Origin of the sequence: Paenibacillus sp. HWE-109, from assembly GCF_022163125.1 — a bacterium.
In the GTDB taxonomy this organism is placed as follows: Bacteria; Bacillota; Bacilli; order Paenibacillales; family NBRC-103111; genus Paenibacillus_E.
Map to the genome: position 1 here is coordinate 3,494,785 of NZ_CP091881.1, position 14,748 is coordinate 3,509,532.

At 45.8% G+C, this 14,748-nt stretch carries 15 protein-coding genes; 9 read left to right on the forward strand and 6 right to left on the reverse strand.

All coding sequences use genetic code 11. The features are described from left to right. Positions 1-2: 2 nt before the first annotated feature. A complete protein-coding gene (locus LOZ80_RS14645) occupies positions 3-938 on the reverse strand; it encodes an ABC transporter ATP-binding protein (RefSeq protein WP_238172087.1) in 936 nt (311 codons plus the stop codon). A 184-nt stretch (positions 939-1,122) separates the two neighbouring features. Here LOZ80_RS14645 and LOZ80_RS14650 point away from each other — a divergent pair, with 184 nt between their 5' ends. Both LOZ80_RS14650 and LOZ80_RS14655 read left to right on the forward strand, forming a co-directional pair. Beyond that, positions 1,123-2,244, forward strand: a complete 1,122-nt coding sequence (locus LOZ80_RS14650) for a sensor histidine kinase (protein WP_238172088.1) — start codon at positions 1,123-1,125, stop codon at positions 2,242-2,244. Positions 2,245-2,277: 33 nt separating this feature from the next. After that, the gene (locus LOZ80_RS14655) at positions 2,278-2,940 is read left to right on the forward strand and encodes a response regulator transcription factor (protein WP_238172089.1); all 663 of its coding nucleotides are present in this window, start codon (positions 2,278-2,280) and stop codon (positions 2,938-2,940) included. On the opposite strand, the gene LOZ80_RS14660 is transcribed toward LOZ80_RS14655, so the two are convergent. Further along, positions 2,937-3,785, reverse strand: a complete 849-nt coding sequence (locus tag LOZ80_RS14660) for a stalk domain-containing protein (protein ID WP_238172090.1) — start codon at positions 3,783-3,785, stop codon at positions 2,937-2,939. The genes LOZ80_RS14655 and LOZ80_RS14660 overlap by 4 nt on opposite strands. A gap of 192 nt (positions 3,786-3,977) precedes the next feature. On the opposite strand from LOZ80_RS14660, the gene LOZ80_RS14665 reads away from it, so the two are divergent. The 5 genes from LOZ80_RS14665 (at position 3,978) to LOZ80_RS14685 (ending at position 8,676) form a co-directional block, all read left to right on the forward strand. Beyond that, on the forward strand, positions 3,978-4,610 hold the full coding sequence (locus LOZ80_RS14665) for a YktB family protein (RefSeq protein ID WP_238172091.1): 633 nt from the start codon (positions 3,978-3,980) through the stop codon (positions 4,608-4,610). Positions 4,611-4,721: 111 nt separating this feature from the next. Then, entirely contained in the window at positions 4,722-5,417 is a 696-nt protein-coding gene (locus LOZ80_RS14670) for a hypothetical protein (RefSeq protein WP_238172092.1), read from the forward strand. Between the two features lie 798 nt (positions 5,418-6,215). Continuing rightward, positions 6,216-6,941: an ABC transporter ATP-binding protein gene (locus LOZ80_RS14675; protein ID WP_238172093.1), complete on the forward strand. Its 726-nt coding sequence runs from the start codon at positions 6,216-6,218 to the stop codon at positions 6,939-6,941. After that, positions 6,941-7,969 (forward strand): ABC transporter permease, encoded by a 1,029-nt coding sequence (locus LOZ80_RS14680; RefSeq protein ID WP_238172094.1) that lies wholly within the window; start codon positions 6,941-6,943, stop codon positions 7,967-7,969. The genes LOZ80_RS14675 and LOZ80_RS14680 overlap by 1 nt, the downstream gene beginning before the upstream one ends. A 44-nt stretch (positions 7,970-8,013) precedes the next feature. Next, positions 8,014-8,676 carry a TetR/AcrR family transcriptional regulator gene (locus LOZ80_RS14685; protein WP_443147031.1) on the forward strand — a complete coding sequence of 221 codons (663 nt, stop codon included), beginning with the start codon at positions 8,014-8,016 and terminating at the stop codon, positions 8,674-8,676. A gap of 328 nt (positions 8,677-9,004) precedes the next feature. Here LOZ80_RS14685 and LOZ80_RS14690 read toward each other — a convergent pair whose 3' ends face one another. Together LOZ80_RS14690 and LOZ80_RS14695 are read right to left on the reverse strand one after the other, a co-directional pair. Further along, complete coding sequence (locus tag LOZ80_RS14690) at positions 9,005-10,174, reverse strand: MFS transporter (RefSeq protein WP_238172095.1); 1,170 nt, start codon at positions 10,172-10,174, stop codon at positions 9,005-9,007. Between the two features lie 34 nt (positions 10,175-10,208). Further along, positions 10,209-11,459 (reverse strand): MFS transporter, encoded by a 1,251-nt coding sequence (locus LOZ80_RS14695; RefSeq protein ID WP_238172096.1) that lies wholly within the window; start codon positions 11,457-11,459, stop codon positions 10,209-10,211. A 171-nt stretch (positions 11,460-11,630) separates the two neighbouring features. On the opposite strand from LOZ80_RS14695, the gene LOZ80_RS14700 reads away from it, so the two are divergent. Together LOZ80_RS14700 and LOZ80_RS14705 are read left to right on the forward strand one after the other, a co-directional pair. Continuing rightward, the gene (locus LOZ80_RS14700; protein ID WP_238172097.1) at positions 11,631-13,100 is read left to right on the forward strand and encodes an aminotransferase class I/II-fold pyridoxal phosphate-dependent enzyme; all 1,470 of its coding nucleotides are present in this window, start codon (positions 11,631-11,633) and stop codon (positions 13,098-13,100) included. An 86-nt stretch (positions 13,101-13,186) separates the two neighbouring features. Continuing rightward, entirely contained in the window at positions 13,187-13,606 is a 420-nt protein-coding gene (locus tag LOZ80_RS14705) for a DUF1885 family protein (protein WP_189006033.1), read from the forward strand. A 61-nt stretch (positions 13,607-13,667) separates the two neighbouring features. Here the strand turns inward: LOZ80_RS14705 and LOZ80_RS14710 are convergent, their stop codons facing one another. Both LOZ80_RS14710 and LOZ80_RS14715 read right to left on the reverse strand, forming a co-directional pair. Further along, positions 13,668-13,979, reverse strand: coding sequence for a DUF1292 domain-containing protein (locus tag LOZ80_RS14710; protein ID WP_173216786.1), 312 nt, complete (start codon positions 13,977-13,979; stop codon positions 13,668-13,670). Between the two features lie 91 nt (positions 13,980-14,070). Beyond that, positions 14,071-14,688 carry a stalk domain-containing protein gene (locus tag LOZ80_RS14715; protein ID WP_189006035.1) on the reverse strand — a complete coding sequence of 206 codons (618 nt, stop codon included), beginning with the start codon at positions 14,686-14,688 and terminating at the stop codon, positions 14,071-14,073. Between the last annotated feature and the right edge of the window lie 60 nt (positions 14,689-14,748).

Below are 14,748 nucleotides of genomic sequence, written 5' to 3' on the forward strand. Positions count from 1 at the left end.
TCCTAGTCCCGCAACGTTCTTCCGGTCAACGACAGGAATAAGGCTTCAAGATCCGGCTCCACCTGTGTGAGCGATTGAATTTTCACGTCATGTTTAGCTAAAATGAACAAGATGTCCTGAAGATACGCATGGGACGTTCCTACCAACAATTCGAGCTGCTGTTCTTGCGCTGTCACTTGTTTAACTCTTGGGTGTTCTCTGAGTTCAGTGATGGCTTCTTCTTTTAAATGAGCAACTTGGAGAATCACTTTATTATCCTGCGCTACCTTGCTTCGAAGCTCCTCTTGCGTGCCGCAGGCAATCAGATGACCATGATCCATAATCCCGACCCGCGAAGAGATGGCGGAGACTTCTTCCATGTAATGAGATGTATAGATAATGGTTGACCCCATGCGATTAAGTGTTCTTACCGACTCGAGGATATGATTGCGAGACTGTGGATCGATGCCTACTGTTGGCTCATCCATAATGATTAGCTTGGGATGATGCATAATCGCGCAGGCAATATTCAAACGGCGTTTCATTCCGCCTGAGAAGGAACTCGGTTTATCGCGAGCACGATCAGATAGTCCTACGAATTCTAAAGCCTCCTCCACGCGATCCTTCAAGAGCTTGCCGGATAAACCGTATAATCTAGCAAAAAAAGTGACATTCTCACGCGCCGTCAAATTTTCGAAAATCGCCAGTTCTTGGGGAACAAGGCCAATCCTGCGTTTAACTTCCAGTGTATCTTTGGCAACCGATAATCCGTCCACAACCATTTCACCCTGATCGATTTTCAGCAGTCCGCTCAACATTTTAATCGTCGTACTTTTGCCCGCACCATTGGGTCCCAAAAGTCCAAATACTTCACCTTCGTGAATAGATAAATTAAGATGATCCACAGAGATCTGATTGTTATATTTTTTCACAACATTTTTTAATTGAACAAAGCTCATATCATCCGCTCCCTTATCTCATTCAACTTGATATACTCATTGTACTTTGCTTTCTGCACACGAACAGGTAGATTTAGTCATTCATCAAAGTGACAAAAGTCATAATCTCTGCAAAAGGCGTGTAAACCCACTTGGGAGGTATGCTATACTTTGCTTACTACTTGCCTAAAAGGATGGGAACCGTTTGACACCATTACTTCCGATATCCCGTTATGCTCTTATACTCGTCCCAGCGATTGCTTCCATGTATCTAGAGAAATATTCGGCCTATGGCACATATGTATTTTTTATTCTTTTGTTGGTTTGGATGGCAGAACTACGCAGAATCACTCGCTTGAAATCAGCTTGGATGCTTTTGCTTGAAATTGGCTTCGGAGCTTGGCTAAGCTCCCAATATCACGGCATCTTGTTCATGCTCTTCTACTCTACCCTTTTGTCTTATGTACATAACGTAAATAAGCATCTCTGTTACTACTTCATCGCCATCCAGTTGCTCTTATTAAATCTTTCTCTGCATGGGCAGCCTGCCAGTTATTACGTCATGGCAAATCTTATTTTCATCGCTCAGTCCATGCTTCTGCTTCATATGAGACAAATTGAGCAAAATAGAGAAGAAGTAGAGCTTCTTTATGATCAGCTGCGCAGACAGCACTATGAGCTAGATGAAGCACGTCTGCAGCTTATGGATTATGCCAAACAGGTTGAGAACATTACGCAAACAGATGAACGCAACCGTATCTCGCGGGACATTCATGATGATCTCGGGCATAAACTGATTCGTCTCAAAATGATGATGGAAGCTTCTTTGCGTATCCTTCCGACCCAACAAAGCAAAGGTATGGAGATGCTAACCTCTGTCAAAGACCAATTAACCGAAAGCATGGAGATGCTTCGCACCACCGTTCGGCGGTTAAAGCCTGATGAAGATTCCTTGCAAACCTACTCCCTCGATAGACTCATTGAAGACTTGACGAAGGAGAATGGCATTGCAATTGAAGTTCAAATCACAGGAATGCCTTATGTATTGTATCCCAGCCTGGCTTTCATTCTTTACCGCAATGCGCAAGAAGCGATCACGAATGCCATTCGTCACGGAAGTGCAAGCAAGGTCGATATTCAGTTAAGCTATGATCCCAAGCAAATTACCATGTGTGTGTCCAACAATGGCCATCTACCTGCTGCGTCCTCCGCCAAAGGCATTGGGATGAAAGGCATGGAAGAACGCAGCAAGCTCATCGGCGGCCAACTTTTCGTCACTTTGCAGGATTATTATTCCGTAACAACGGTGTTGCCTACCTATCGCTAAAAAGGAATTGATTATAGAGAGGATTGTATATGCATGATTCATTTACTTATTACAGATGATGACCCTTTTATCCGGGAAAGCTTAAAATTAATCATTGGCCTAGACGAAGATATCGAGGTCGTTGGCACTTGTACGAATGGGGACGAGGCATTGGCTTTTATCCAAAGCGGCAGCCAAGTTGACGTTGTCCTTATGGATATTCGGATGCCGATCTGTGACGGCGTACAGGGCACCTTGAAGATCAAGCAAGCTTATCCGAACGTGGTTGTTCTAATCCTGACAACGTTTGACGATGATGAATTTATCGTTCAAGCTTTACGCAACGGGGCCAGCGGGTATCTGCTCAAAAACATTTCGCCCGATCGTATCATTCAAGGAATCAAAACCGTGGAGCAAGGCAATCTGCTTATTCATGCGGATATCGCCAAAAAATTGACCACTTTCATCAGCCCGAACACGATGCCATCCGTACCTGTACCTAAAGCACTTAGCGCGTTCGGCTTAACCGCTAGTGAACAAACGGTTGTCGTGAAAATTTCCGAGGGCCTTTCAAATAAAGAAATCGCCCAGGAGCTATTCCTGAGCGAAGGTACGGTAAAAAATTATATTACGGAAATACTTAGCAAGCTGAATCTCCGTGATCGAACACAAATTGCTATTTTTTATTTGAAACAACAATCAGGCGCGAATCGTTAATTCTTAACTTTAGTTACTTCGATATCTTCTTTGGAATAACTGCCGACTACATAAAAGGGGTCATTATTATTGCCATTTGTTTGTGTAAGCTTAAGGGTTGTGCGGTAAAAATGCCTATTCTCGTTGAGCAAGTAGCTGTATGTATTTAATTCAGGTAAAGCATCGATGATAATGGGAGTGGAATAATAAGATACTTTGTTAACTTCATAGTACCTAAAGCTTTGAACATATTCCCTTAGGGTCTTGAGCTTTAATGGATCCTTCTCCCCTGTAATCACAATAGGGTCATTGTACTGATAAGAAGGTGGGGGCACTTCTTTCCAACTCTTTTTCATCTCTTCATCACTAACATAGATTTCCTGTGTGTACTTTTCCTTGGCTTTCCTTAGTCCAGCTGTAGGGACGCCCATTTGCTCTATATCCTTTAATCGATAGTAAATTTGATCAGACATAATTGTTAAAACAGGATACGTCCCTCCCAAATAGTCCAAATATTGCGGATACGGGCTCTGCAGCACAATCTCTGTGTAATTCGTCTCATTGCCCTCTGTCGGCTGCTGTTGATTAATACGTGGATTGATATAGATCGTTTTCGTGCTATCCTGCCAATTCACATTAGCTCCCAGGAAGCCCCCCAGCTCTTTCACTGGCAAGTAACTAGCATTATTATAAATTAACGGGGGGTTCGCCAGCTGCACCTTCCGCCCGTCTACAACCACATTAAAATCACTCCGCAAATAGGCGTCTACACGCTGCAGCACATCTTGCGCATACACGCCTGCTGTAAAACAAGTTCCCATAACCGTGCCCAGCACTGCAACTTTAGTCCACTTCGTCATACGCATAAGGTTGAATTCTCCTATCTATCCATTATGATGCTTTGCAAACAATATTCGGCAAGAACCTCGCTTTACCTCCTTATTTCTACAAAATAGGTCCTATTTCCTATGACTGCCCCTATGAAACTCGCAAACAATTGCGGGATCACCTGATTTGCTTTAAAATAGTTGAAAACATCTTTGAAAAGAGGAACAATCATGAGTTTCACTGGATTCGCCCAACATGAATTCGATACATTTGCTATAGAAGGCCTTGACGGGCGCATGGAAGCGATTCGCGAACGGATCCAACCCAAATTTAAAGTACTCGGGGATTCGTTAGTCGAAGATTTGTCGCTGTTGTCCGGCACCGAAATGTTCCTGCATATTGCCAAGCATTTAAGACGTAAAGTCAACCCTCCTGTAGATACCTGGATGGCCATTTGCCCAAACAAACGCGGCTATAAGCAGGTTCCGCATTTTCAGGTAGGTCTCTTCGATGACCGATTGTTTATCTGGCTGGCCTTGATCTATGAACTGCCGACCAAGGGTCAGATTGCTGAATCTTTCCTGAAAGATATCCCGCGGTTGAAAAAGGAGATTCCAGCCGATTTCGTTATTTCTTTTGATCATATGAAAAAAGATGTGACACCCGTCTCCCAATTGGATACGAACAGCTGGAAAGAAGCCTTGGTACGCTTTCGAGATGTCAAAAAAGCCGAACTTCTGATCGGCCGCAACCTGCACTTCCAGGATCCCGTGTTGGTCAACCCAGCTGAACTGGAAAAGCTAATCAAGGAAACCTTTGAAAAACTAATCCCCCTATATCAAACAGCGGTTGACGTGAAGTAATTCCCTTTCACGGAAAATTTATGTGAAACTAAGGTTCTTTTAAACTAAAATGATCGCCTCCTGCACAGACTAAGTGCTGTAATTCCGAATTCACAGGAAAAGGAGGTATCAATGAACGTGAATCAGCCCTATTTGAAAAAGCTCGTTGTAAGCTCGCTAGCCCTCTCATTGATGCTAGGAAGCGCAGCGCTTCCTACCCTATCAGCCGCAGCGAAAGCCCCATCCGATATCCAAGAGGATAGCGCTGCTATGCTGCAAAATGACGAGAAAGCACAAGGCCGCCACAGCCGAAAATGGCCGATTATCGAAGATTCAGCTTCCGTAATCGGGATCGACAAAGATATTCTCGTTAAATCTCTGAAGAGCGGCAAAAGCATTGTGGAAGCAGCCGCAGACAAAGGGATGAATGAAGCTGACTTGACCGCCAAACTACAGCAGCTTAGGACAAGCAAAATCGAAGTTGCTGTGAAAGACGGCAAGCTGACAGCCGAGCAAGGCGAGCATATGAAGCAAAAGCTTGGCGAACATCTCAAATTTATCCTGAACGAGAAGAACCTGCTCAGCAGCCATGCCGGACATGGCAAGTGGCATAAGTTCGGCCTCAAGCCGGATACCGAGAAGCTTGCGAAGTCTCTTGGTCTGAGCAAGGATGAGCTGCGCACACAGCTGCATGCGGGGAAGTCGCTGGCTGAAATTGCGCAAGCCAAAGGCGTCTCCAAAGACAAGCTTGTCGCGTCCATCAAGGAGCAGTTAACCCCTTCCATTGAGAAGTGGGTTGACCACAAGAAAGAAGCGAAAGAAAAATAAGCTTGAGCAGATTGTCAAAAGGCATCCCTTGGGGATGCCTTTTTTAACACAGGATTTAAATGCATTTGGGTTGGGGGTGAGCGAAGCTTCCCCCTTATTATTTGACGTCTACCGCATATTGACGTCCACCGCTGGCATCTTTGCTGCGGCGGTTTTCGGTCTCAAAGGGCATCTAATGAACTGCAGGATGCTTATAGACCGGAAAATGGTTGCTTTGGAGATGTAATGAACAGCGTTGGCGTTACCTGGCACTTATTTGGCCGAATGGTGATCATTTGCTTGAAATAGAGCATCTGACATTCATTAGATTTTCAGAATGAGCGATTTTAGGCGAATAAAGGTTATTGAGTTCGCAAGGAGCTTGTCTCAAGGTACATTGACTCGGCAACCTAGCCGCAGGCTAGGTTTTTAAAGCACCCTTATGCGAGCTTGAGGAACTACAGAGCGCTATTCCAACCAAAAGTCTCCATATAGCGAAGTTAGGGAACTACAGGGCGCTATTTTGCTGTTTGGCGGGAGATCCAGGCTTTTTTCATGGAAATGAGACCTTGTAGTTCCGTATGACCCTCACATCCCTGCTATTTGCCCAAATAGCGTCTCTGAGTTCCCTTAACAGATTATCGCTTGTAAGAGGTTCATTTCTCAGAGGGGCGAAGCCTTGTATTTTTTTTGAGTGCTAACTTAATAAAAACCACATCGCAAAAATGAGTGATTACTCACTTCACAAAAGAAGGAATATCGAGTACGATGAAATCATAATAATGAGTGATTACTCACTACAAAACGAGGTGTTGACGCATGGCTAACACATATTCGATTCAAGTGCAGCATGTCTCCAAACAATTCGGAGACAAAACGGTTTTGCAGGACATTACTTTAGATGTTCCCAAAGCACAGATTTTTGGACTATTAGGTCCCTCCGGGTCAGGTAAAACAACACTCGTCCGCCTGATTGCCGGTATCGACGCCCCCTCTTCCGGCACCGTGCATGTGTTGAACGAGAAGATGCCTCAGTTAGCCATGTTATCGCGTATCGGTTACATGGCGCAATCGGATGCGCTCTATGCCGAGTTGACGGCGCAAGAGAATTTAGCTTTTTTTGCGGCTTTATTCGGATTGGCAGGCACCAAAAGCAAAAATCGGATACAAGAAGTGATGGAACTTGTCGATCTGAGTGCACATTTGAAGAAGCAAGTGTCGAATTACTCGGGCGGCATGAAGCGTCGATTATCCTTGGCGGTCTCTTTGCTGCATGAGCCAGAAGTACTCATTCTGGATGAACCCACAGTCGGCATCGATCCCGTTTTGAGAAAATCAATTTGGGAAGAACTCACGAAGCTCAGCGCTCGCGGAACAACGATAATAGTCACAACGCATGTCATGGATGAAGCTGATAAATGCCACCGGTTAGGGATGATTCGTGATGGCAACCTTACAGCGGTCGGAACGCCTGAGGAATTGAAGCTGGCTACATCATCCTCCACGATTGAAGAAGCATTTTTATACTATGGAGGTGCAAAATAATGCGAATTCGCGCTATCATTGTACGTATTTTGCGTCAGTTTTTTCATGATAAACGCACATTAATGATGATGCTCGTAGCGCCTATGCTCATCCTCTTCCTAATGTCACTTGTTTTCAACGGGAGTACGTATGCACCTAAATTAGGGACGGTCGATGCCCCTGCTCCTTTCATTCAGAAGCTGATTGCGTTAGGCGCAGAAGTGAATCCCTATACAATCGAGGAAGCCCAATCTAAGCTAGCAGGCAGCCATTTAGATGCTTATATTGTGATGCAGGGAGCCGTCCCTCAGGTGACCTTGGAAGGGAGTGATCCGGCCAAGAACAAAGCGGTCCTCTTCCTGCTGCAAAAAGCGCTGCAAAACGCAGCACTGCCAAGCGCTGGAACACAAGTGCCAACCATCACCTATCTGCACGGTTCCGCTAATATGGCTGCATTTGACAACCTGGGTCCTGTCCTCATCGGATTTTTCGTTTTTTTCTTCGTCTTCCTGCTCTCCGGGGTATCCTTCCTGAGAGAACGAACCGGCGGCACCCTGGAGCGGCTTCTGGCCTCCCCGCTTAGACGTTGGGAAATCGTCGTCGGGTATATCCTCGGTTTTGGGATCTTCACCACACTGCAGGCCACGCTCATCGCTTGGTTCGCAACCAGTGTTCTCGGTCTGATGCTCGTCGGCTCATTCTGGTATGTCCTCCTGATCACCCTTTTGCTCGCCTTGACCGCTTTGTCTTTGGGCACACTCATTTCCGCTTTTGCCAATAACGAGTTCCAAATGATTCAGTTCATTCCGATTATCATCGTACCACAGGTCTTTTTCTCGGGTTTATTTAGCTTGGACACGATGTCCATCTATCTTCGCTGGATTAGCACCATCATGCCGCTGAAATACGGCGCAGAGGCCTTGCGAAACATTATGATTCGCGGCGCGGGCTGGGAGACGATTTGGATTGATGTCGTGGTGCTGGCAGGATTCACTGTTGGCTTCATGATGCTAAATATACTGGCACTGAGGAAGCATCGTAAGATATAATATAAAAATGTGAAAACAAGCTAGGTATACAGGAGGTGAGTGCCTTGTCCCAAGTCGAACCCTGGTTACAAGAACTGCTGCGTCTTAATGACGAAGAAGAGAAAATGACCGAAAAACAGATCAAAATTGTTCAAGCGGCTGTAGAAATTTTCTCCCAAAAAGGATTTGCAGGCTCTTCTACCAGTGAAATTGCGCAAAAGGCAGGCGTAGCGGAAGGCACCATTTTCCGTCACTATAAAACCAAAAAAGAATTGCTGCTCTCCATTGTGGCCCCCATTATGACGAAGCTCATTGCACCTTTTGCAGTGAAGGATTTCACCAAAGTGCTCGACGCTGAGTATCCAAGCATGGAACCATACCTGCGCGCAATTATTGTGAATCGGATGGAATTCGCCAGAAAACATTTTGCCGTATTGAAAATATTTCTGCATGAAATTCCCTTTCATACCGAGCTGAGAGAACAATTTCAGGAAACTTTCTCCAAATTAGTATTGGAAAAAGCTTATAAAGCAATTCGGCACTTCCAGGCTGAGGGTCAAATCATTGAATTGCCTGCCTCAACAACGATGCGATTAATTATTTCGACCATTGTGGGTTTCTTGATTACCCGGTTTCTGCTAGCGCCCAACGCCGATTGGGATGAGGAAGTGGAAATTGAGCATACCATTCAATTTATTATGAATGGGCTGACTTTGAGGAAGGCCTAGCGCCAAAGCCAATCAACTTGAGTCAAGCCCCCTTACGAACCCAATACCCTTTATTTGATCAAAATGGTGCATTTAAAAAATCTAACGAATTCCTTATACGTTATTTCAAGTAAATGATCACCTTTCCGCCTATAAGCTGCACATTAACGCTCACTCAGTTCATTGGATTTTCAAAGCAGCGTTTTGAGGGTCAATAAGCATCATGCAGTTCACTAGCAATAAGGATGATTGAATGTAGGCGCAAGAATGCGAGCATTTATCCCAAAGACAACAATCAAAAAGAGGCTGGCCCAGGTTATCAACCTTGGGCACAGCCTCTTTTTGGGGATTATGCAGCTTGTCGTGATCGGGTTTGACGATCCACAAGCACAAAACGCTGCAACAGCAGTATCGCGGCTAGGCAAAGCACGCCGCCAATGATGAACGGCAGGGAATGCGCGATGGCGAACACGGCGCCTCCGAGGAGTGGTCCGGCAATACGGCCCAGACTGTCCATAGAGGAGCTCAGACCCGTCGCGACGCCTTGTCCAACTTTGGTCCGCTGCGTAATCAGCGAAGTCACACAAGGGCGTATGAGCGCATTACCTGCGCCGAATACGGACAAATAGATTGCAGCGGTTACTACGCTGCTTGAGTACAGCAGCAGGAAGAAGCCGGCTGCCGACAGGAAGAGCCCGATGCCGATGACGACTTGCTCGGCTCCCTGCTTCACCAAGCGGCGAACAACGCCGCCTTGAATTAAGGCGCCAACGATACCGCTCGCTAAGAACATCATGCCGATGTCGAATGGCGTAGCGCCAATCTTGTCCATCTGGTAGTACTGAAGCGTAGCTTCCAGACCAGCCAAGGTGAAAGAAACAAAAAAGGATAGCACGTAGAGATACTTTGACGCTCCTGAGAAAGCCGTCCAACGGGAGGGCGCTTTCTCTTTGACCGATGTACGCTTGTCCGGTGTCAATGATTCCTTCAAGATCGCAAAGGCTAGAATAAAGGAAGCCAATGACAAGGCGGATGCGACGAAGAACGGCACATACGTCCCCCACTTGCTAAATATACCGCCAAGTGCGGGCCCAAAAATGAAGCCTAGGCCGATCGACATCCCAACCATCCCCATGCCTTTGGTCCGATTCTCAGCTGTTGTGATATCCGCCACGTAAGCGACAGCGCAAGCTGTAGCCGCACCAGAGAATAAGCCGCCCATAATCCGGGATACATACATAATCCATAGATGGTCGTTAGCAAATCCAAAAATAAGAAAGCTTACACTAAAACCCAACAACCCGATCAGGATAATCGGGCGACGGCCAATTCGATCCGAAAGCGCCCCCCAAATAGGGGACATTAGGAAGGAAGCCGCGGAATACACCGACAACAGCAACGCGTTATGATATTCCGATCCAGCACCCTTCACGACTTCAGGAAGAATCGGGATAATAATGCCAAAACCAACGAATATCGTCATCAACAACAGCATGATGATTCCAATCTGTTTATTCATGTTGCTTTTAGGCCTCCAAATCAGTCATTTTCCCTTATCGTACCATACCTTTTTTGGGGATGGAAATGAACATTTGAAGAACAAGCAGAAGAACTAGGACAAAACCGCTCATCAAGAATGGAGCATGATAACCATACACATCCCACAGCTTCCCTGAAACGATTGGCCCAACAATCATCCCTAAGCCTTCAATAGTAAGAAAAAAGCCCCATACAGCGCCTCTTTTTTCCGGAGGAATAGCCGAAGCAATCAGCGCATTCCAAGATGGAATGATGAAGGCATAACCAATTCCCAAGACAGCTACCAACACATATAGCAGCAACATCGATTTAGCGAAAGTGAAGCACAGCAGCACGGCAGCGCTCAAACTGAAACCAATGACAAGAAACGGGCGAATCCCGATTCGATCCACTATTTTCCCCATCGGAACTAAGCAAATAACCGTCACAGCGCCCCCTGCAATCAAAAACATACTGTATTGAAAAGAGGAGAGTTTCAGCACTTCCTTGGCATACAGTGTAAGTATGGGTGTCAGAATGCCTAATGCAAAAGTTTGGGCGAACATGGCGGGAAACAACAAGGGACTCACATTCATCGAACGTCGAACTTCACTTAAATAGACCGAAACACGCTGCCAAAAAGAAGTGCGAGAAACACTTTTAATTTCCGCCTTAGTGACTGATTTTCCCTGTAATCCCGCTTCTCTTCTCGGCAGCATAAGCGCAACAAGCACGACAACCGTCATGCAGCCGATTAATAGACGAAAAGCAGAACTGTAGTGATTCTCGCCCACAATAAAATTAATCGCGACTGGACCCAAGCCCACACCCGACAGCCAAGCCATATAAACAACGCTCATGATTGTAGCTTTTCCGTCATCGCCTGCCACTTCCGTAGTGCCTGTAATAACACAGGGCCATAATGGCGCTGTTCCCAATCCAAGCAGCGCGCAGCCGAGAATCATCCAGCTGATCTGCGCAGTTGTCGCAATCAAAATAACTGCAACAAAAGTCATTAACACCCCAGTGAGCATCGTTGTTCGGTAGCCTAATTTATCAATAATCCAGCCGACAGGTGTCCGGAGAACATTATCCCCAATATACTGTGCTGCAAGCGTCCAGCCAATGATGAACGCAGAGGCTCCGAGTGATGTCTTCATATAAACCGGCAATATCGTTAAAAGCAACGCGCCCTTCACAAATTCGACGACAAACATAATAATTAACAATTCCATCACAAATGGGGAAAACAAGCGATTTTTCCCCCATTTTTCCATGAAAAGCATAAGATTTCTCCTTGTTTTGGCGAATTTTAACACCTTACTGTTAGTTTTACCTAAATCTGCACAAACTATTTTTTAAAAATTAACTTGCATGATATCTCTATTTTGATATACTCATTTTGTTTGTTGCAATATGCAGCAAGCAATCCACTATAGAAGGGAAGCGATAATCAGGTGGATCATACCCGTACCCCCCTGTTCACTGCACTACTCGCTCACGCGGACAAAAATCCAATTCAGTTCCATATTCCTGGCCACAAAAAAGGAGTTGGCATGGACCCGGAATTTCGTTCCTTCATTGGGGACAATGCCCTGTCCATCGACCTCATCAATATAGCACCCCTGGATGACCTACATCAACCAATGGGCGTGATCGAGGAAGCCCAGAGGCTTGCTGCGGACGCCTACGGCGCTGACCATACCTTCTTCTCCGTACAAGGTACAAGCGGTGCCATCATGACGATGATTATGACCGTATGTTCCGAGGGTGATAAAATTATCGTTCCGCGCAATGTTCACAAGTCCGTGCTTGCCGCAATAATTTTCGTCGGCGCTAAGCCGGTATTTATTCAACCTGCTCGTGATAAGAATCTCGGTATCGATCACGGCATCCCAACGCGTTCCGTGCGCAGAGCTCTGGAGAAGCATCCCGATGCCAAAGCCGTATTAGTCATTAATCCAACTTACTATGGCGTTTGTACCAATCTCAAAGAAATTGTTGATCTTGTTCATAGCTTCAACATGCCGGTTCTGGTCGATGAAGCACACGGTGTGCTGATTCATTTCCATGACAAGCTGCCTATGTCCGCTATGGAAGCCGGTGCTGATATGGCGGCAACCAGTGTTCACAAACTGGGCGGTTCGATGACGCAAAGTTCCGTACTTAACATCAAAGGAAATCGCGTTAATCCGAAGCGTATCCAAACGATCATCTCGATGCTGACAACGACATCAACCTCTTATATTTTATTAGCTTCATTGGATACTGCGCGTAGACATTTGGCCCTAAATGGACGTAGTATGGCTGAAAGCACCATTGAATTGGCACAATATACGCGTAGACAAATCAATGAAATTCCCAACCTCTACTGTTTCGGCGAGGAGATTTTGGGAGAAGAAGCCACTTTCAACTATGACCCTACGAAAATATGCGTGCATGTCCGCAAGCTCGGCATCACTGGCTTCGAAGTTGAAAATTGGCTGCGTGATCACTACAATATCGAAGTCGAGATGAGCGATATGTATAACATATTGTGTCTCATTACACCAGGGGATACTCCAGAGAACATTGAAACTCTGTTAACAGCTCTGCGCGAACTCTCCCATATCAATGATGACGTTGTTGAGGTCAAAGAAGTTGTCATTAAAGTCCCTGCTATTCCTCAACTTACGTTGACACCAAGGGATGCCTTCTATGGCGAAACGGAAATCCTGCCATTCAAAGACTCTGCTGACCGCATTATTGCGGAATTCATTTATGTCTATCCGCCAGGTATTCCTATTCTGCTGCCAGGTGAAGTCATCACACAAGAGTTGATAGACTACATTGTCGAGCATGTAGAAGTTGGGCTGCCTGTCAAGGGGCCTGAGGATCGCAGTGTGCAGAATGTCAAAGTCATCGTGGAAACACAAGCGATTTTCTAGCGTTTCCTTGGATCAGGTAGATATTGTAAAACCGTTTACATGATGCTATGATGTTGTTGATGTTTAGCGAATGAGGTGATCAAGGAATGGCTCAAAGCGCTTATATTAAATTCGTAACAGGTTCCACTGTAGCCGCGCTCACCTTGGATGAACTCAAGGAAAGGCTGCTTCACTACCGTGAACAACTCGCCTTGACGGCCAAGCAGCTTGGCTGGGAGTACGATGAGGCCGGTTTTCCCTACACCATTGAGACGAAGCCGGAAGGCGAAGGCAAATGGTTCTATCTCAAAGGTATCAATCCCTTATACAAATACATAGTGATTGGTGTCGGCAATGAGCAGAAGCAAGAGGAAGATCACCATTATGTCCAAGTCGTATTGCCTGATGACGCCACGCATGGCGACAAGAGCAAAGGCAATGAATTCTGCAAATATCTCGGCAAGCTGCTGAAGGCCGAACTTCATTTATTCAACGGCAGAATCATGTATTTCAATCCTAGAAAATGATAGCTGACAAACAGAAACCCCCTAACAGAGTCCTCTGCTAGGGGGTTCTTATGTATAGCTCTTATTCTTCGCCTTCTTGAGCCACGATTTCGTTGTAAATAGTGACAACACGTTCCCATTCTTGCTCATCTTCAATGTTGACAAGGAAGGCTTCGTCGTCTTCTTCTTCCACACGGAAAATAACACCGTCAGCTTCAGGATCATTGCGGTCAAGCAATACTGCATACGCTTGCTCTTGAGATTGGAAGGTATAGACCATCACCATCTCATGCTCTTCACCGTTCTCGTCCGTTACGATAAAAACATCTTCCCCTTGCTCGTGATCGTGGTCACAGTCCGGGCCGTGTACATGATCATGCTTCTCATCGCTCACAGGCAGAACCTCTTTTCGTTGAATAATAAGTTACGTCATTATCCTAACATTTTCATAATAAGAGGTCAAACCACTTTCTGTGCGGCCTATCCTACTCCGATTGGATCTGCTTCTCGGAAACAACGGAGTAATCGCTGGCCCCCTCTTGCTTCATCGCAAATTTCACGACGTAGGTACCCGCTTCATCAAAGGAGACGCCATACAAAGGAACCTTCAGCCAAAATGCTTCTTTGGACTCCGAGATTGATTTCACAACCGGCGTCACAACGCTTTTGCCGCTTGGGGAGTAGATCGAAACTTGCACAGAACTGATGCTGGTTTTCAAATTATCCACTTGTGCAAAAACAATAAAATCGGCTGATTTGCCGCGCTCGACAACACCAAATGGTACGATCGCAGAATCTTTGCGCACCTCAGTTGTGAAAAACAAGTGTACGTTAGGTTTGTACAAGTACGCCGTTTTGTTCGAATTATCCCATTTCACCAATGCTTGCAGCGCATCACTGACAGCGCGCAACGGGAGAACTGTCTTGCCTTCAACAATCAATGGTGGAACTTCTGAATCCCCAAACTCCGATGTCGTGTTATTCACGACCAACCGCGCAATGTTATATCCCTTAAAATCCCCCCATATCGATGAGGCCACCACTGCAGCCGTGCTTAGAACAAAAAACACCAGCATCAACGCAAATATCCGCTGAACTTTCATCTTTTTACCTCCAGCTCTCGTTAGTAATCTTTGTGTCTGCTTCTTTATACTCCGAAGTTT